This window comes from Catenibacterium sp. UBA627 (assembly GCF_002299355.1).
Lineage (GTDB): Bacteria > Bacillota_I > Bacilli_A > Erysipelotrichales > Coprobacillaceae > Catenibacterium > Catenibacterium mitsuoka.
In genome coordinates this window covers 6,738-22,673 of the sequence record NZ_DBPF01000147.1, presented here as the reverse complement: position 1 = coordinate 22,673, position 15,936 = coordinate 6,738, and the positions used below count along the sequence as shown (strand labels likewise).

Below are 15,936 nucleotides of genomic sequence, written 5' to 3'. Positions count from 1 at the left end.
AATAAGTGATAAATAATATTATCTCTTTGAGAACTGTGGAGCACGTCTTGCTTTTTTAAGACCGTATTTCTTACGTTCTTTAACTCTTGAATCACGAGTTAATAAGCCAGCAGCCTTTAATGTTGGTCTGTAATCAGAACCAGCTTCAAGTAAAGCTCTTGCGATACCATGACGGATAGCACCAGCCTGACCTGAGATACCTCCACCATTAACATTAACTTTTACATCGAACTTATCCTTTGTACCAGTTAATTCTAATGGCTGGTCAACAATCATTAATAATACGTCTGAAGGAAGGTATTCCTTAGCAGCCTTACCGTTGATTTCGCATTTACCAGTACCTGGTGTTAAGATAACACGAGCTACTGAAGATTTTCTACGACCTGTTCCTCTGTACTGTACGTTTGCCATTTATTCTTCCTCCTACTTTAACTTTAATTCTACTGGTTTCTGAGCAGCATGTGGATGTTCACTACCAGCATAAACAAATAATTTCTTAGCTTGCTGTCTGCCAAGAGTGTTGTGTGGAAGCATACCTTTGATGGCAGTTTCTACGAATCCAGTTGGATTCTGTTCCTGGAACTGTCTAGCAGTTTTAACTTTTAAACCACCTAAGAATCCAGAATGGTGATAGTACTTCACCTTGTCTAACTTCTTACCTGTCATTACTACTTTTTCTGCATTGATGATAACTACATAGTCACCAGTGTCTACATGTGGAGTATAAGTAGGCTTGTTCTTACCTCTTAATACTGTAGCAACCTGAGATGCTAAACGACCTAATGTAAGACCAGTTGCATCTACAACATACCATTTTCTTTCAATTGTGGCTTCTTTAGCCATTGTTGTTTGTCTCATTCTTTTTTCTCCTTTTAAAATAACCTTACCGGGGTCTTTTTAAAATGATTTTATCCAGGGAAACGTATTGTCCGTTGATAAGGGTCGGACTGTTTCCTGAACAAACAAACTCATGCATTCTTGTATCAAGGTATAATATCCCTTGAACAGAACAATCTTATTATAGCAACACACGCACTTTTGTCAATGATTAAAAGAAAAATTCTCTTGAATTTTTCTATTGTTTTCCTTTCTTGAATTCAATGTGATTAAGAACGTGAAGATGATATTCTTCAGCCAACTTTTCTAGATAATGATACATCTCGTAGCTGAGCTGATCTGGTGAATGAGCATCTAATCCTAGAATAATATCATTGCCTATCATTGAGGCAATCTGAAAGAAATAGGCATTGGCATATGGATAGACGTCCTTCCCATTCATCTTCACTTTACCCTTACGTACGCCTCCTGCATTAAGTTCTAGAGGTGTGTGAGTTGCTTTGGCCTTCTTACATATACGTAAGATGACTTCTTTACTGACATCATCTATTTTTCCATATCCCATTAAAAAGAGATCTGGATGTGCTACATAGGAAAAAAGTCCTGTATCCATTGCTTTTTCTAATTCTTCAGCATAATGCAGCAGGTCTTTCTTCTTAAGATTCTTTCTACCATAGTAACAGTCATGAATACTATGCTTATGAAAATGATGTCCTAGAATTAAATAATCGACTTCTCCAGAGTCTAATAGACTCTGATAATAATCTAGATAGTCTTCGAAGTATTCCGCCTCAAATCCCTTATATATCTTTATATAATGGAAATGCTTCTGACAGTAATCAAGTGCATCTAGATAATCTTGTTTTTCATTATAAGGCATACGCATCTTAGGGCCATTTCTTAAGAGTGCACCTATACATGATTTTAATCCCTGTAATGAACGAATAGAAGTCAGTGAATGAAGAAGATGAGAACGGTAATGAGGTAAAGCAATATGACAACTCATTCCTAATTCCTGATAACCTTCATGCAGTGCTGCTTCTACCATTTCATATTCATTACCTAAGGCATGTCCACAGCGATATGTATGGGTATGATAGTTAATAATTTTCTTCATAATAAACTTCCTGTAAATAAAGGCCTTCTGGCTTTGCCTTAAATAAACATTTCTTCTTTCCCTTTGAATTAAGTAGATCTTCTACAAATTCCTTTGTACGCCAGTGGGATCCTACTTGTATAAGTGCACCTGAAATAAGACGTACCATGTAACGACGGAATCCATTCCCAATAAATCGCATTGTTACAATACCGTCTTTTTCTTGTATATCAATTGTTTCTATAACACGGATCGTATCTCCTAGACCATTAAAGACACAAAATGAGGCAAAGTCATGTTCTCCTAAAAAGATTTTTGCACACTCCCTCATAGCTCCTATATCTAATGAACGATTGTGCTGATAGACATAGAGTCTCTCTATTGGATTATAAGGCTTTGTAGAAACAAGATAACGATATTCTTTCTTTTTTGCACTATAGCGTGCATGAAAGGATTCATCAACTATGAATGAATCCTTGATATAGATATCATCAGGGAGGAAATTGTTTAAAGCACGGATCCATTGTTTTTCAGGTATTTCTTTATTGATGTCAAAATGGAATACCTGACCTACAGCATGGACACCTGCATCTGTTCTTCCTGATGAATGAATTATGACTTCTTCATGAGTGATCTTATAAATGGCTTTTTGTATTTCTTCCTGTACTGTCCGTTTATCTGGCTGAATCTGCCAGCCATAGAAGTGTGTGCCATCATAAGTCACAATACATTTTATTCTCATAGTATAAAACTCAAAGCTATAACACTCGAAATAACAACAAGTGAGAAAACAAGAGAAAGTGTATCACTTAAATTCCACTTCACCTGATGGTAACGTGTTCTTGTTGCTTCTGGGTTATAGTTTCTACTTTCCATAGCATTTGCGAGATCATCTGCACGCATAAATGCAGAGATGAATAATGGAATAATTAAAGAGACAATGGCTGATACTTTCTCTTTAAATGTACCTTCCTGGAAATCAACACCTCTAGAGGACTGTGCTTTCATGATTCTTTGTGTTTCTTCTAATAGTGTAGGAATGAAACGTAAAGCGATAGAAATCATCATTGCGATTTCATGAGTTGGAAAACCAACCTTCTTGAGTGGACCAAAGAGTTTTTCTAAACCAAGTGTTAAGTCTAATGGCTTTGTACAGGCTGTTAAAAGAGTTGTCATAGAGATAATCAAGACTAGACGAATCAGAATATAGGCAGTCTGTTTTAAGGCTCCAGAATAGATTTTAACGGGTCCTAGAGTACATACGACAGAACCTGTATTCAAGAATAAAAGATTGAATAGAGCAAGGAATAACATCATAACAATCATTGGTTTCATCGCCTTCATAACATCCTTGAATGAAATCTTAGAAAGAATCAGGCAAAGGATGACATAAGCAGCTAGGATGCCGTAGCCGATAAAGCCTGCATCAAAGAAAACAGCAATTAGGAATAATAAAAGAAGACCTATTTTTAAACGTGGATCTCTTTTATGTATAAAAGAGTTAAGAGGAAGATAACGTCCAATAATCATACTATCCATTGTATTCTCCTCCTATTGCGTTAACTAATTCATCTATATCTTTGATAGATGGGTTAATATGGAAACCTCCCATATTGAGTTCCTGAATGAAATCAGTAATAACAGGTAAATCGATGCTCATTGATTCAAGATAGTCTCTTTCACTAAAGAGTTCATCAACCCCACAATAACGTTCTACTTCACCATGATTCATGACAACAACATGATCGCAATATTTTAACACATGGTTCATATCATGAGAGACCATGATAACTGTCTTACCACTTTCCTGGAATTTCTTGAATAGTTCCAGCATTTCTTTAGCGCCTTGTGGATCTAAGCCCGCTGTTGGTTCATCTAGTACAAGAATATCTGGCTCCATTGCCAGTATACCTGCAATAGCCACTCTTCTTTTTTGCCCACCTGATAATTCAAATGGGGATCTTTCAAGATAACTTTCATCTAAGCCAACAAGATTTAATACCTTATGCGCACGTTCTTTGGCGTCTTCTGCAGACATACCGAAGTTCATTGGCCCGAAGATGATATCTTTTTCGATTGTTTCTTCGAATAACTGATATTCTGGAAACTGGAAGACTAATCCTGCTTTTTTTCTTAGTGGTTTTAGAACTTCAGGTTTTTCTCCAGCACGAATCACAAATTCATCAATATCTACTTCACCATTTGATGGAAGAAGTAAGGCATTGATATGCTGAATCAATGTTGATTTACCACTTCCTGTATGACCAATCAGAGCTGTAAAAGAACCCTGAGGAATTTTTAGAGAAACATCTTTTAATGCGATATATGAAAATGGAGTATTTTCTCCATATATATAATTTACTTTTTTAAATTCAATTGACATAATTCTTTCACCAGCTTTTCTTTGTTTATGATAGGTTTGATTGGATAGCCTGAATCATGAAGTTTTTTAGAAATCTTATATGCAAAAGGTACGTCAAGACCAATACGTTCTAACTCTTCTTTTTGAGTTAATACTTTCTCAGGTGTACCTTCATCAATGATATGACCATTATCTAATAATATGACATGATCAGAAAGAGCTGCTTCTTCAATATCATGCGTGATAGAGAGAATTGTCATGTTCTGAGTTTTGTTGAGTTCATGAACAAGGTTATTGATTTCAATCTTACCACGAGGATCAAGCATACTTGTTGCTTCATCTAAAATAATAATAGATGGATGCATTGCAAGTATTCCTGCAATTGCAACACGCTGCTTCTGTCCTCCTGAAAGTTTAGTAGGTTCATGATCAAGGAATTCAGTCATGTTGACTTTTTTGGCATAAGTCTGGATGATATCTTCCATATCTTCTGTAGGAACACATAGGTTCTCTAATCCAAAAGCGATATCATCTCTGACTGTTGAACCAATAAACTGGTTATCAGGATTTTGGAAAACAATACCTACTTTTTCTCTTACATCATAAAGATGTTCTTCATCTAAATGCATTCCATCAACTGTGATGTCTCCTGTTTTAGGTTCGAGTAACCCAATAATTAATTTTGCAATCGTACTTTTACCAGAACCATTATGACCTAATACAACTGTATAGCTGCCTTTAGGTACAGAAAAAGAAATATGATCTATCGTTTTGGCACCTTCTTCGTACTCAAAACTCAAATTATTTATGTCTACAGCATTAGCCATGGTTAGCCTCCTAATTATTAAAACACGTGTTCTAAGTGTATCATTTTATTTTTGTTTCATCAATATATTCATATTCTGAATACTGATCATCTATTTCCCCGGCAATGCTCAATTTATAGTTAAGATTCTCTTTATAGTTGAGTGAGAAATAGCAGCTATAGAGAATATCTAAAATACAGGTAATAGATTCAGTGGATGCAAAATCTCCAATCTTTGTATTCAGCATTTCTCTTGATGAAATTCTCAAACTGACATCGGATAATTTAACAAGTGTACTTTTAGAGATACTTGTAATCGCAATGATCGGTGTATGTTTACTCTTTAGTTTTTTCGCAAGATGTAGTATATGAGTTGTTTCTCCAGAATAAGAGATAATAATAGCACAATGGTCAGGACCGCTCATAGAAGCCTGCATCAGGTCATTTCCTGAGATCATAACAGTGTCTACTCGTTTCTGGATAGAATACATCTTTTGAGCAAATGATTGGGCAAGATGCTGTTTATTAGGGCGTGTATAAATATCTATAAACTTAGCGTCTCTTAAGAGTTTTAATGCGTTCATGAGATCATCATGTTTCATTAAATGTTTTGTATCTTCTATTGTTTCTTCGTGTAATTTAAAAATACTATTAGATATAACAGAAATGTCGTCACTGATGAGAAATGGGATAGACGCATCAATATCCTGAGAAGCATACATATATTCTAATTCTTCTAAGAATGCTTTTTTAAAATGATTCCAGCCTGCATAACCCATTTTCTTCGCAATACGTACTAATAGTGAAGGACTCGTGAAAGTGGCTTCAGCAATTTCTTTAGTGGTCATATTTTTTATATCCATACCCCTATTTAGAATAAACTGAATAATGAGCGCTTCAGAGTCACTGAAGTGTGTTTGTTCAATTTGATGAATGATCATATTATTTCACCTCTATCGCTCATTATAGAGAAAAGAGGTCTAAAACGCAAAGAAAACAGCTTTTAGGCTGTTTTCTTTAAGTCTTCTATCTTTTGTTTAAATTCTTTCAGTCGTCTTTGTTCTTCTTGATAGTTGGAATAAAGATGATCGACTTCATCCATATAATATTGATTTTTCTCTTTTGAGAAGTAATGTCCTATGCTGTTTTTAGCACGTTCAGTTAGTTCTTTTTTTATTGCTACTAGATTTTCCATATGACCCATTAATTGATTCTTCTTTTTATCATATGTTTTCTCTAGATTTTCCACATTTATAAGTATATCGTTATTTTTATCAATATCTTTTAAGTGTTCTTGATCATTAAAATAACGATTAAATGAATCTTTTGCTCTACTAATAGCCATCTTATAAAGCTCATCTTTATCATCACATTTCAACTGAGTGGATAATACATGCAGAGATATATTATAGTGATCGGAGGTGGGAGTTTGATTTTCTGAAGGTTTTGGACGCTTTTTGCTGACTTGTCGAGGATCAGTGGATTTTGTATAAGAAGCTTGCTGAAGGCTTTTTATGTTTGATTTCATACTATTGACTCTCCCCCTTTCCGATTACAGTTGTATAATAATCAAGAATTTATACGAATACAACACTATTTTTTCATTTGTGAATAACGTACACAAATGAATTCCCTTACAATGTGAAATTGTGTGAATGAAATTTAGGTATAAAAAAATACCAGTATTCATCTGGTATTATTTCTTAAGTTCAGCTAATTTTTTCTTTAAATTTAAAATTCTGTTATTTTCTTCTTCATAATCAGCCAACATCTGATTAACAGCTTTCTTTGCATATTCAGCAGCATCTTCAGTAAATGTCTTATTTAATTCATCAGTTGCTGTAACTTCGATTTCCTTCTTCAATGCATTGAGGTTTTCTACATGACCATCTAATTGAGCTTTCTTTTTTTCAATAATTTTTTCGATTTCTTCTGCATTACAAACTACATCTTGTTCATGATTTTCTGGAAAAACTGGTGCATCTTTAAAGTAACGATCATAAGATTCTTTTGCTTTTTCAATAATTTCGTTAGTATTCATATTTATTTCCTCCATTATTTCTTGATTTCATTGATTTTCTTTTCTAAATCATCAATTCTTTTTCTTTCTTCTTCATAATCCTTTAACATCTGATTTACAGTTGTCTTAGTATATTCTTCTTTATCTTTAGGGAATGTGTTATTAAGAACCATTGCAGATTCATCTTCAAGTTCTTTCTTAAGTTTACTTAAGTTATTGACATGTCCTTCAAGCTGATTCACTTTTTTATTGATAATTTCTTTCATCTTTTCTTTATCAAAAACTACATTCTGTCCAGGGTTTTCTGGTAATTTCGGTGCATCCTTGAAATAACGATCATATGAATCCTTTGCCTGATCTAAAATCTTTTTAACATCTATATTCATAATTGCTTCCTCCTCTTTTCTTTACGAGTTTATCATAGTCTTGCGAGGAATTTTAAACAATGATTTAAAGAGTACTTTAAATCCAGTTAACAAAGAAAAGCACTTACATTTTTTGAATTTGTGAATATCATTTACAAAATAGAGGAAAATAAAAAACCCCTATGATTTCATAGGGGTTTAGTGATTAGAATAATCCGATGATTGCCATTGGGGCATTGTCACCTTTACGGTTATAAGTTTTGAAAACTCTAGTATAACCACCGTTCTTACCTTTGAACTTAGGTGCAACATCATCAAATAGAACCTGTACAGCAGTCTTTCCAGTTGCTGGATCTACTACATTCTGAAGAATAGCAGCAGCCTGTCTTCTTGCATGAAGATCTCCTCTAATACCAAGAGTGATTAATTTATCAACTACTTTACGAACTTCTTTAGCACGAGTAGCAGTTGTTTCAATCTTACCATGCATGATTACATCAGTAGCTAAGTTACGTAACATAGCTTTTCTATGACTAGATACACGGCCTAATTTTCTATTGTTTGCCATTAGTGTACTCCTTCCACAAACTTAGTCCATTGGTTTAAAACCAAGACCTAATTCATTTAATTTTTCTTTAACTTCTTTTAAAGACTTCTTACCAAGGTTACGAACCTTAATCATATCGTCTTCAGTCTTTGAAGCTAATTCTTGAACAGTCTGAATTCCTGCTCTCTTTAAGCAGTTGTATGAACGTACAGAAAGGTCAAGTTCTTCAATAGTCATATCAAGAACCTTGTTACCTGTGTCTTGCTGTACTTCACTCATAACGTCCATATTCATTGCCTGATCAGTTAATTCAACGAACATATTTAAATGTTCAACTAATACTTTTGCAGCAATTGCAAGAACTTCATGAGGTTTGATTGAACCATCAGTTGTAATCTCCATAGTTAACTGATCATATTTTGCTGACTGACCAACACGAGTTGGTTCAACTAAATATGCCACATTTACAACAGGAGAGAAGATAGAATCAGTTGGAATTACGCCAATAGTATTAACGTATTTCTTGTTCTGATCTGCACTCATGTAACCTCTATCTCTATGTGCATACATTTCCATATAGAAATGCTGACCTTCAGCAACATGAGCAATTACTAAATCATTAGAAATCATCTTAACTTCAGAAGGACATTGAATATCTGCACCAGTTACTGTAGCTGGACCAGTTACATCAATAACCATTGTTACATCTTCATCTGAATCTAATTCAAATACTAATTTCTTAATATTCAAGATAATGGCTGTAACGTCTTCTAAGACACCATCAACTGCTGAGAATTCATGAATAGCGCCATTGATTTTTACTGCAAATACTGCAGCACCTGGCATAGATGATAATAATACTCTTCTTAAAGAGTTACCTAAAGTTGTACCAAAACCTCTTTCTAAAGGTTCGATGATAAACTTACCATAATTTTCATCTTCATTGTATGTATCAACAGTGAAATTTGCTTTTTCAAACTTTTGCATTGTTTCCCTCCTCTTTGAGATATTTGTTTTATATAAAAGTAATATATATCAAATTATCCACGAGGACGTTTTGGTGGACGACATCCGTTATGTGGGATTGGAGTAACGTCAGTGATTGCAGTTACTTCTAAACCAGCAGCTGAAAGAGCTCTAACAGCAGCTTCACGTCCTGGACCAGGACCTTTTACACATACTTCAACAGATTTCATACCATGATCCATAGATGCCTTTGCAGCAGCTTCAGCAGCCATCTGAGCAGCATATGGAGTAGATTTTCTTGAACCTTTGAATCCAAGAGCACCAGCGCTTGACCAGCTAATAACGTTACCGTGTTCATCAGCAACTGTTACGATTGTATTGTTGAATGTTGAATGAACATGAGCAATACCTTTTGCTATATTCTTCTTTACACGTTTTTTACCACGTACAACTTGTTTTGCCATTTGTTCTGCCTCCTACTACTTCTTCTTTCCAGCAATTGGAGTAGCTTTACCTTTACGCGTTCTAGCGTTAGTTTTAGTTCTCTGTCCACGTACTGGAAGTCCTTTACGATGGCGAAGCCCTCTGTAGCAACCAATTTCCATTAATCTCTTAATGTTTAACTGAGTTTCTCTACGAAGGTCACCTTCAGTTTTAATATGTTCAACTTCTTTACGAATTTTTGTTTCTTCTTCTTCTGTAAGATCCTTTACTCTAACATCTTCAGAAACGCCAGCAGCTGCTAAGATTTTCTTAGCTGTTGTTGGACCAATACCATAGATATAAGTTAAAGAAACTACCACACGCTTATCGCGTGGGATATCAATACCAGCTATACGAGCCATTGTCTATTGTTCCTCCTAAAAATAATTAACCTTGTCTCTGTTTATGCTTTGGGTTTTCACAGATTACCATTACTCTACCCTTACGCTTGATAACTCTGCACTTATCGCAGATTGGTTTTACAGATGGTCTTACTTTCATCTTGTGTCTGCCTCCTTTGGGAAGATCTATTTGTGTCTAAATGTGATTCGCCCACGTGTTAAATCATATGGAGAAATTTCTACTGTTACTTTGTCCCCTGGTAAAATGCGAATGTAATTCATACGGATTTTACCAGAAACGTGAGCTAAAATAACTACTCCATTATCCAGCTGGACTTTAAACATTGCGTTTGGTAATGTTTCTACGACCGTAGCCTGGACTTCAATTACGTCATCTTTCTTCTTTGCCAAAATCGATCAACTCCTTATGTACCTTTGTCATGATTTCATAGCCATCATCGGTGATAGCTACAGTATGTTCATAATGCGCAGCTAATGAATGATCTGCAGTCTTCACTGTCCAATCGTCACTCATCACTTTAACCTCAGCTTTGCCTAAATGCGCCATAGGTTCAACTGCTATACACATACCTTTTCTTAGTTTTGGTCCTCTGCCTGGTTCACCCCAGTTAGGAATGCTAGGATCTTCATGAACCTCTGTGCCAATGCCATGTCCTGTATAGTCTCTAGGCGTTGAGCAGCCATGACTTTCAAGGTAAGTCTGAACAGCATGTGAAATGTCAGAAACTCTATTACCTGGTTTAACTTGTTCTAAACCAGCATAAAGCGACTGTTCACATACTTCCATAAGATGTTTAGCCTGGGGAGACACATTGCCAATCGCAAATGTCCACGCAGAATCTCCATGATATCCTTTCCAGCATGCACCAACATCTACAGAGATAATATCTCCATCCTTCAATACATAACCGTTAGGAATGCCATGAACGACAACATCATTTACAGACGTGCAAACAGCACCAGGAAAATTATAAAGATTTAAGAAAGATGGTGTACAACCATTCTTTCTTATAATCTTCTCACAGAAATCAGATACCTGTTCTGTTGTTGAACCCGGTTTAAGCCATTTAGCGAGTTCCTGATGAACTAAACCTACAACATGACCAGCATGTCTCATTAGGTCAATTTCACGTTCATCCTTAATTGTAATCATTATTTGGCCTCCAGATTTTTCTTGATATCTGCATAAACAGCATCCATAGACTGGTCGCCATTAACGTTAGTCAATTCGCCCTTCATTGTATAATAGTCAATAAGTGGTCTAGTCTGCTTTTCATAAGTATCAAGTCTAACCTGTACAGCTTCTTCGCTCTCATCAGGACGCTGATAGAGTTCTCCACCACACTTGTCGCATACGCCTTCAGTTTTTGGTGGATTGAAAACGACATGATAAGTGGTTCCACAATCCTTACAAGTTCTACGACCTGAAAGTCTCTTGATTAACTTTTCAGATGGCACATCAATATTGATGACAGCATCAATATCAAAGCCAAATTCTTTCGCGATACTTTCTAGTTCTCTAGCCTGAATGATAGTTCTTGGAAAACCATCAAGAATAAAACCATTCTTAAAAGAATCAATATTTTCCTCTAAGAATTCCCTTACCATTTCAACTGTATATTCATCTGGAACAAGATGCCCAAACTGAATAAAATAACTAGCAATTACCCCGAACTTTGTTTTTTCCTTTAAAGCTTTTCTAAAAAGGTCACCAGTTGAGATCTGGTACAAGCCGTACTCCTCCACTAATTTTTTAGCCTGAGTCCCTTTGCCTGCCCCAGGAGGGCCCATAAGAATAATATTCAAATTTTATTCCTCCTTCTAATTGCTACTTTCTTATATAACCATGATATTCTCTTCTTGTCAACATACTTTTTATTGCTCTTACAGTTTCTAACGCAACTCCTGTTACGATAATCAATCCTGTACCACCTAGAGACAATGCATTATTTGATGTCATCTTCCAGATTTCTGGAGCAATGATTGGAATAGATGCAATGATTGCTAGGAACAGAGATCCTACCACAGTTACACGATTTAAGACAGTTCCGATATACTTCTTTGTATCATCACCAGTACGAACACCAGGAATTGCGCCACCACTCTTCTTTAAATCTTCACTGATCTTCTTAGCGTCGATCTGTAAATTAGAATAGAAGAATGTGAATAGAATAATCATAACGATATAGAGTACAAATCCTATAGGTTTCTGATAATTCAAGATATTGTCAATCATCTGAGTTGTAGAAGTAGACTTCATGAAACTAATGATTGTTCTTGGTGCTGCTAAAACTGATGCAGCAAAGATAACTGGAATAACTGAAGAACTATTAATCTTAATTGGAAGATTAGTAGATTCTTTAGTATGCATGACTGTCTGTGTATTTGTTGCATAGATAATAGGAATTTTTCTAATTGCTCCTTCTTCAAATACAACAAACACAACAATGGCTAAATATACAAGTACGAATAAGATGTACCAAGCTAAGCTTGTTGCAGTCTTATAAGTGCTACCAAATGTAACCATTGATTTAAAAGACGAGATAAAACTATTTGGAAGGTTAGCGACGATACCAGTGAAGATCAATAGTGAAGTACCATTACCTACACCTTTAATAGTAATCTGATCACCTAACCACATTGTGAACATAGAACCTGCAGCCATAACTATAACTACATAGACGTATGTCCAAATAGAACTACTCGCTAAAATACTATAACCCTTATCGAATGCATATGTCAATGATCCACCTTGAATTATTGCTAATGCAAGCGTTAACACACGAGTTACTTTATCCTTTTTCTTTTTACCTGTATTACCTTCTTTATTCCACTGAGTTAATGCTGGGACAACGTCCATAGATAATAACTCAATAATAATAGAAGATGTAATATAAGGAGAAACCCCCAAAGAAAATAATGAGAATTTCTCCAATGTTCCTCCACCAAGCATATTCATAATTCCGAAAATTCCTGAAGAGGTAGCAGCGCTTGTGATTGCACTTGTATCAATATATGGAATCACAATGCCTGCTCCTAATCGGAATACGAATAGTATGCCGAGTGTAAAGACGACCTTACGACGCAACTCACCTTTTTTAAATACTTCTTTAAAAAAGTTTAGCATCTTAGATCACCTCAGTTTTTCCACCTGCAGCTTCAATTGCCTTTACAGCTGATTTTGAGAATTTGCTAGCCTTTACTGTTAAAGCAACATTTAATTCGCCTCTGCCTAAGACTTTTAAACCGTCTAATGCTTTTTTAACTAGCTTAGCTTCCATAACTGCTTCTAAGTCAACAACAGCACCGTTTTCAAACTTGTTTAAATCTTCAACGTTGATGATTGCATATTCCTTAGCATTATGATTAGTGAAGCCACGCTTTGGTAAGCGCATGAATAATGGAGTCTGTCCACCTTCAAATCCTGGTTTCTTACCTCCACCAGATCTAGCGCCCTGACCTTTCTGACCTCTACCAGATGTCTTACCATTACCAGAGCTTGTACCACGACCTACACGATTTCTGTTACGACGTGCGCCGTCATTGTATTTGAGTTCATGTAATTTCATTGTTCACACCTCCTACTTGTATTCAACTTTTACTAGGTGTCTTACTGCGTTGATCATGCCTTTGATTGTTTCTGTTTCATACTTTTCAACAGAAGCATGCATTTTATTTAATCCTAACGCTTTAAGAGTAGCCTTCTGGTTTTCTTTACCACCAATAGGGCTTTTTACAAGCGTAATCACAACTTTTTTATTTTCTGCCATTTTTACGCTCCTCCTATCCATAAATCTTTTCGACTGTGATGTCTCTTAATTCTGCTACCTGTTCAGCAGTCTTTAATGATGCTAAACCTTCGATTGTTGCTCTTACCATGTTGATTGGAGTTCTTGATCCAAGACACTTAGATAAGATATCAGAGTAACCTGCTAATTCAACTACTGCACGGACAGGTCCACCAGCGATGATACCAGTACCTTTAGCAGCTGGTCTTAAGAATACTGAACCAGACTTAAAGTTACCAGTAATTTCATGAGGGATTGTACCGTTGATGTTTGGAACTGTGATAAGGTTTCTCTTAGCAGCTTCTTCAGCTTTTCTGATTGCATCAGGTACTTCGTTAGCCTTACCTGTACCGAAACCAACACGACCTTTTCTATCACCAATTACAACTAAAGCAGCGAAACGCATCTTACGTCCACCCTTAACAACTTTAGTAACTCGGTTGATAGTAACAACTCTTGTTTCGAATTCCTTAGGAGCTCTCTGTCTTCTGTTGTTTTTTCTGTTTCTTCTAGGGTTATTGCCTCTTCTAGAGTTTTCTCTAGAATTTTCTCTAGGTTTACGTTCTTCCATTATTTGACCTCCCTCTTAGAATTTTAATCCAGCTTCTCTTGCAGCTTCTGCAAGTGCTTTTACTCTACCATGATAGATATAACCACCACGGTCGAATACTACTACATCAATATTTTTAGCAATTGCTCTCTTAGCGATTTCAGCACCAACAGCAGCAGCTGCTTCAATGTTTGAACCATTTTCTAACTTCATGTCTACAGAAGATGCTGATACAAGAGTTACACCCTTAGTGTCATCGATGATCTGTGCATGAATATGAGAGTTTGAACGGAACACATTAAGACGTGGTCTTTCTGGAGTTCCAGAAATCTTATTACGAACTCTAGCATGACGTCTTAAACGGATAACGTTGCGTGATTCATTCTTTGCCATGATTCGATTTTCCTCCTTAGTTTATAACTACTTCTTACCAGCAGTTTTACCTTCTTTTCTGATGATATGTTCATCAGAATATTTAATACCTTTACCCTTATATGGTTCAGGCTTCTTCCAAGCTCTGATTACTGAAGCGACATGTCCAACTCTTTCTTTTGAGATACCAGATACTGTGATTTCAGTAGCTGATGGACATTCAACTTTCACACCTTCTTCGATTTCAACTTCTACTGGGTGTGAATAACCAATATTCATTACTAATTTATTACCCTGCATCTGAGCTCTATAACCGATACCAACGATTTCAAGTTTCTTACTGAAACCATCTTTAACGCCTTCAATCATATTTGCAATTAAAGCTCTAGTTGTACCATGTAACTGCTTGTTTACTTTTTCTTCACTGTGTCTCTTACATTCGATTTCATTACCATTTACTTCGATAGTAATTAAATCAGAGAACTTTCTTGTAAGAGTTCCCTTAGGACCTGTAACAGTGACAGTGTTATCAGCAGCAACGTCTACGTTTACACCTTCAGGTACGATAATAATCTTTTTACCAATACGAGACATTGTTTGACCTCCTAAATAATTTTATTACCAGATATAAGCTAATACTTCTCCACCGATATTCTTAGCTCTTGCTTCTTTATCAGTCATTAGTCCTTGAGAAGTAGATAATACTACGATACCTAAACCATTTAATACTTTAGGAATTTCGTTTACTTTAGCATACTGACGTAAACCTGGTTTAGAAACTCTCTTTAAACCAGTGATAACTCTTTCGTTACCTTTATATTTTAATGTGATAACAATATTCTTATGATTTCCTTCTTCATTTACTACGAAGTCAGTAACAAAACCTTCATCCTTTAAGATGTTTGCTAAATCATTCTTTAGGTTTGAGTAAGGGATAGAAACAGTTTCATGTTTCTGCTGATTCGCATTACGAATTCTAGTTAACATATCTGCAATTGGATCTGTTGTAACCATTTATATGTCCTCCTTCCGTATGTGACTTATAAATTACCAGCTTGCCTTCTTAACACCAGGAATTTCACCTTTATAAGCTAATTCTCTGAAGCAAATACGGCATAACTTGAATTTTCTAATAACTGAATGTGGGCGTCCACAACGTTCGCATCTAGTATATTCACGAACTTTGTATTTCTGAGGACGTTGCTGTTTAACTTTCATTGATGTTTTTGCCATAATTCTGTCCTCCTAATTATTTAGCAAAAGGCATGCCAAGTTCTGTTAATAAAGCGCGACCTTCTTCGTCAGTCTTTGCAGTAGTAACAAATACGATATCCATACCTCTTAACTTTGCAACCTTATCGAAATCAATTTCAGGGAAGATTA

27 protein-coding genes and 1 pseudogene are annotated in these 15,936 nt (G+C 35.7%); all 28 read right to left on the bottom strand.

Features of this window, described 5'->3' with window-relative positions; all coding sequences use genetic code 11:
• Window positions 1–18 precede the first annotated feature (18 nt).
• Complete coding sequence (gene rpsI / locus B2S90_RS09910) at window positions 19–411, bottom strand: 30S ribosomal protein S9 (protein ID WP_006505661.1); 393 nt, start codon at window positions 409–411, stop codon at window positions 19–21.
• Window positions 412–423: 12 nt separating this feature from the next.
• On the bottom strand, window positions 424–858 hold the full coding sequence (gene rplM / locus B2S90_RS09905; protein ID WP_006505660.1) for a 50S ribosomal protein L13: 435 nt from the start codon (window positions 856–858) through the stop codon (window positions 424–426).
• Between the two features lie 217 nt (window positions 859–1,075).
• Window positions 1,076–1,954, bottom strand: coding sequence for a PHP domain-containing protein (locus B2S90_RS09900; protein ID WP_278780454.1), 879 nt, complete (start codon window positions 1,952–1,954; stop codon window positions 1,076–1,078).
• Window positions 1,938–2,675 (bottom strand): tRNA pseudouridine(38-40) synthase TruA, encoded by a 738-nt coding sequence (truA, locus tag B2S90_RS09895; protein ID WP_055234680.1) that lies wholly within the window; start codon window positions 2,673–2,675, stop codon window positions 1,938–1,940. The genes B2S90_RS09900 and truA overlap by 17 nt, the downstream gene beginning before the upstream one ends.
• Window positions 2,672–3,472: an energy-coupling factor transporter transmembrane component T family protein gene (locus B2S90_RS09890; RefSeq protein WP_279067300.1), complete on the bottom strand. Its 801-nt coding sequence runs from the start codon at window positions 3,470–3,472 to the stop codon at window positions 2,672–2,674. The genes truA and B2S90_RS09890 overlap by 4 nt, the downstream gene beginning before the upstream one ends.
• The gene (locus B2S90_RS09885; protein WP_278780450.1) at window positions 3,465–4,316 is read right to left on the bottom strand and encodes an energy-coupling factor transporter ATPase; all 852 of its coding nucleotides are present in this window, start codon (window positions 4,314–4,316) and stop codon (window positions 3,465–3,467) included. The genes B2S90_RS09890 and B2S90_RS09885 overlap by 8 nt, the downstream gene beginning before the upstream one ends.
• Entirely contained in the window at window positions 4,292–5,122 is an 831-nt protein-coding gene (locus B2S90_RS09880; protein ID WP_278780449.1) for an energy-coupling factor transporter ATPase, read from the bottom strand. Before B2S90_RS09880 ends, B2S90_RS09885 begins: the two co-directional genes overlap by 25 nt.
• Before the next feature lie 40 nt (window positions 5,123–5,162).
• On the bottom strand, window positions 5,163–6,041 hold the full coding sequence (locus B2S90_RS09875; RefSeq protein WP_278780447.1) for a MurR/RpiR family transcriptional regulator: 879 nt from the start codon (window positions 6,039–6,041) through the stop codon (window positions 5,163–5,165).
• A 62-nt stretch (window positions 6,042–6,103) separates the two neighbouring features.
• Window positions 6,104–6,628 carry a hypothetical protein gene (locus tag B2S90_RS09870; protein ID WP_286696988.1) on the bottom strand — a complete coding sequence of 175 codons (525 nt, stop codon included), beginning with the start codon at window positions 6,626–6,628 and terminating at the stop codon, window positions 6,104–6,106.
• A gap of 168 nt (window positions 6,629–6,796) precedes the next feature.
• On the bottom strand, window positions 6,797–7,141 hold the full coding sequence (locus tag B2S90_RS09865) for a hypothetical protein (protein WP_278780443.1): 345 nt from the start codon (window positions 7,139–7,141) through the stop codon (window positions 6,797–6,799).
• Window positions 7,142–7,155: 14 nt separating this feature from the next.
• Complete coding sequence (locus tag B2S90_RS09860; protein ID WP_055234199.1) at window positions 7,156–7,506, bottom strand: hypothetical protein; 351 nt, start codon at window positions 7,504–7,506, stop codon at window positions 7,156–7,158.
• 184 nt (window positions 7,507–7,690) lie between these two features.
• Window positions 7,691–8,053, bottom strand: coding sequence for a 50S ribosomal protein L17 (gene rplQ, locus B2S90_RS09855; RefSeq protein WP_286696987.1), 363 nt, complete (start codon window positions 8,051–8,053; stop codon window positions 7,691–7,693).
• Between the two features lie 21 nt (window positions 8,054–8,074).
• Complete coding sequence (locus B2S90_RS09850) at window positions 8,075–9,019, bottom strand: DNA-directed RNA polymerase subunit alpha (protein WP_055234198.1); 945 nt, start codon at window positions 9,017–9,019, stop codon at window positions 8,075–8,077.
• 53 nt (window positions 9,020–9,072) lie between these two features.
• Window positions 9,073–9,462 carry a 30S ribosomal protein S11 gene (rpsK, locus tag B2S90_RS09845; RefSeq protein WP_006505648.1) on the bottom strand — a complete coding sequence of 130 codons (390 nt, stop codon included), beginning with the start codon at window positions 9,460–9,462 and terminating at the stop codon, window positions 9,073–9,075.
• Between the two features lie 15 nt (window positions 9,463–9,477).
• A complete protein-coding gene (gene rpsM, locus B2S90_RS09840) occupies window positions 9,478–9,843 on the bottom strand; it encodes a 30S ribosomal protein S13 (protein WP_022425041.1) in 366 nt (121 codons plus the stop codon).
• A gap of 25 nt (window positions 9,844–9,868) precedes the next feature.
• Window positions 9,869–9,982 carry a 50S ribosomal protein L36 gene (gene rpmJ / locus B2S90_RS09835; RefSeq protein WP_006505646.1) on the bottom strand — a complete coding sequence of 38 codons (114 nt, stop codon included), beginning with the start codon at window positions 9,980–9,982 and terminating at the stop codon, window positions 9,869–9,871.
• 26 nt (window positions 9,983–10,008) lie between these two features.
• Window positions 10,009–10,233, bottom strand: coding sequence for a translation initiation factor IF-1 (gene infA, locus B2S90_RS09830; RefSeq protein ID WP_006505645.1), 225 nt, complete (start codon window positions 10,231–10,233; stop codon window positions 10,009–10,011).
• On the bottom strand, window positions 10,214–10,996 hold the full coding sequence (map, locus tag B2S90_RS09825; RefSeq protein WP_286696986.1) for a type I methionyl aminopeptidase: 783 nt from the start codon (window positions 10,994–10,996) through the stop codon (window positions 10,214–10,216). Before map ends, infA begins: the two co-directional genes overlap by 20 nt.
• Complete coding sequence (locus B2S90_RS09820; RefSeq protein WP_055234197.1) at window positions 10,996–11,649, bottom strand: adenylate kinase; 654 nt, start codon at window positions 11,647–11,649, stop codon at window positions 10,996–10,998. The genes map and B2S90_RS09820 overlap by 1 nt, the downstream gene beginning before the upstream one ends.
• Window positions 11,650–11,671: 22 nt before the next feature.
• The gene (gene secY / locus B2S90_RS09815) at window positions 11,672–12,970 is read right to left on the bottom strand and encodes a preprotein translocase subunit SecY (protein ID WP_055234196.1); all 1,299 of its coding nucleotides are present in this window, start codon (window positions 12,968–12,970) and stop codon (window positions 11,672–11,674) included.
• Between the two features lies 1 nt (window position 12,971).
• Window positions 12,972–13,412 carry a 50S ribosomal protein L15 gene (gene rplO / locus B2S90_RS09810; protein ID WP_006505641.1) on the bottom strand — a complete coding sequence of 147 codons (441 nt, stop codon included), beginning with the start codon at window positions 13,410–13,412 and terminating at the stop codon, window positions 12,972–12,974.
• A gap of 12 nt (window positions 13,413–13,424) precedes the next feature.
• Window positions 13,425–13,613, bottom strand: a complete 189-nt coding sequence (gene rpmD, locus B2S90_RS09805; protein ID WP_040389860.1) for a 50S ribosomal protein L30 — start codon at window positions 13,611–13,613, stop codon at window positions 13,425–13,427.
• A gap of 13 nt (window positions 13,614–13,626) precedes the next feature.
• A complete protein-coding gene (rpsE, locus tag B2S90_RS09800; RefSeq protein ID WP_006505639.1) occupies window positions 13,627–14,202 on the bottom strand; it encodes a 30S ribosomal protein S5 in 576 nt (191 codons plus the stop codon).
• A gap of 15 nt (window positions 14,203–14,217) precedes the next feature.
• Window positions 14,218–14,574, bottom strand: a complete 357-nt coding sequence (rplR, locus tag B2S90_RS09795; protein WP_006505638.1) for a 50S ribosomal protein L18 — start codon at window positions 14,572–14,574, stop codon at window positions 14,218–14,220.
• 27 nt (window positions 14,575–14,601) lie between these two features.
• Window positions 14,602–15,147 (bottom strand): 50S ribosomal protein L6, encoded by a 546-nt coding sequence (gene rplF / locus B2S90_RS09790; RefSeq protein WP_055234195.1) that lies wholly within the window; start codon window positions 15,145–15,147, stop codon window positions 14,602–14,604.
• Between the two features lie 24 nt (window positions 15,148–15,171).
• Window positions 15,172–15,567 carry a 30S ribosomal protein S8 gene (gene rpsH, locus B2S90_RS09785; RefSeq protein WP_055234194.1) on the bottom strand — a complete coding sequence of 132 codons (396 nt, stop codon included), beginning with the start codon at window positions 15,565–15,567 and terminating at the stop codon, window positions 15,172–15,174.
• A 33-nt stretch (window positions 15,568–15,600) separates the two neighbouring features.
• Window positions 15,601–15,786 (bottom strand): type Z 30S ribosomal protein S14, encoded by a 186-nt coding sequence (locus B2S90_RS09780; RefSeq protein WP_003536834.1) that lies wholly within the window; start codon window positions 15,784–15,786, stop codon window positions 15,601–15,603.
• 16 nt (window positions 15,787–15,802) lie between these two features.
• Window positions 15,803–15,936 (bottom strand): annotated as a pseudogene (gene rplE / locus B2S90_RS09775) (50S ribosomal protein L5); the annotation flags it as partial.

Coding starts and splice junctions, on each gene's coding strand:
- B2S90_RS09850 (WP_055234198.1), bottom strand. CDS start 9,019: ATGCAAAAGTTTGAAAAAGCAAATTTCACTGTTGATACATACAATGAA.
- B2S90_RS09860 (WP_055234199.1), bottom strand. CDS start 7,506: ATGAATATAGATGTTAAAAAGATTTTAGATCAGGCAAAGGATTCATAT.
- rpmJ (WP_006505646.1), bottom strand. CDS start 9,982: ATGAAAGTAAGACCATCTGTAAAACCAATCTGCGATAAGTGCAGAGTT.
- truA (WP_055234680.1), bottom strand. CDS start 2,675: ATGAGAATAAAATGTATTGTGACTTATGATGGCACACACTTCTATGGC.
- B2S90_RS09885 (WP_278780450.1), bottom strand. CDS start 4,316: ATGTCAATTGAATTTAAAAAAGTAAATTATATATATGGAGAAAATACT.
- rpsE (WP_006505639.1), bottom strand. CDS start 14,202: ATGGAAGAACGTAAACCTAGAGAAAATTCTAGAGAAAACTCTAGAAGA.
- map (WP_286696986.1), bottom strand. CDS start 10,996: ATGATTACAATTAAGGATGAACGTGAAATTGACCTAATGAGACATGCT.
- B2S90_RS09890 (WP_279067300.1), bottom strand. CDS start 3,472: ATGGATAGTATGATTATTGGACGTTATCTTCCTCTTAACTCTTTTATA.
- rplM (WP_006505660.1), bottom strand. CDS start 858: ATGAGACAAACAACAATGGCTAAAGAAGCCACAATTGAAAGAAAATGG.
- rpsM (WP_022425041.1), bottom strand. CDS start 9,843: ATGGCTCGTATAGCTGGTATTGATATCCCACGCGATAAGCGTGTGGTA.
- B2S90_RS09880 (WP_278780449.1), bottom strand. CDS start 5,122: ATGGCTAATGCTGTAGACATAAATAATTTGAGTTTTGAGTACGAAGAA.
- B2S90_RS09865 (WP_278780443.1), bottom strand. CDS start 7,141: ATGAATACTAACGAAATTATTGAAAAAGCAAAAGAATCTTATGATCGT.
- rplR (WP_006505638.1), bottom strand. CDS start 14,574: ATGGCAAAGAATGAATCACGCAACGTTATCCGTTTAAGACGTCATGCT.
- B2S90_RS09870 (WP_286696988.1), bottom strand. CDS start 6,628: ATGAAATCAAACATAAAAAGCCTTCAGCAAGCTTCTTATACAAAATCC.
- rplF (WP_055234195.1), bottom strand. CDS start 15,147: ATGTCTCGTATTGGTAAAAAGATTATTATCGTACCTGAAGGTGTAAAC.
- rpmD (WP_040389860.1), bottom strand. CDS start 13,613: ATGGCAGAAAATAAAAAAGTTGTGATTACGCTTGTAAAAAGCCCTATT.
- rpsK (WP_006505648.1), bottom strand. CDS start 9,462: ATGGCAAAACAAGTTGTACGTGGTAAAAAACGTGTAAAGAAGAATATA.
- B2S90_RS09875 (WP_278780447.1), bottom strand. CDS start 6,041: ATGATCATTCATCAAATTGAACAAACACACTTCAGTGACTCTGAAGCG.
- rplQ (WP_286696987.1), bottom strand. CDS start 8,053: ATGGCAAACAATAGAAAATTAGGCCGTGTATCTAGTCATAGAAAAGCT.
- B2S90_RS09900 (WP_278780454.1), bottom strand. CDS start 1,954: ATGAAGAAAATTATTAACTATCATACCCATACATATCGCTGTGGACAT.
- rpsH (WP_055234194.1), bottom strand. CDS start 15,567: ATGGTTACAACAGATCCAATTGCAGATATGTTAACTAGAATTCGTAAT.
- rpsI (WP_006505661.1), bottom strand. CDS start 411: ATGGCAAACGTACAGTACAGAGGAACAGGTCGTAGAAAATCTTCAGTA.
- rplO (WP_006505641.1), bottom strand. CDS start 13,412: ATGAAATTACATGAACTCAAATACAATGACGGCGCACGTCGTAACAGA.
- B2S90_RS09780 (WP_003536834.1), bottom strand. CDS start 15,786: ATGGCAAAAACATCAATGAAAGTTAAACAGCAACGTCCTCAGAAATAC.
- secY (WP_055234196.1), bottom strand. CDS start 12,970: ATGCTAAACTTTTTTAAAGAAGTATTTAAAAAAGGTGAGTTGCGTCGT.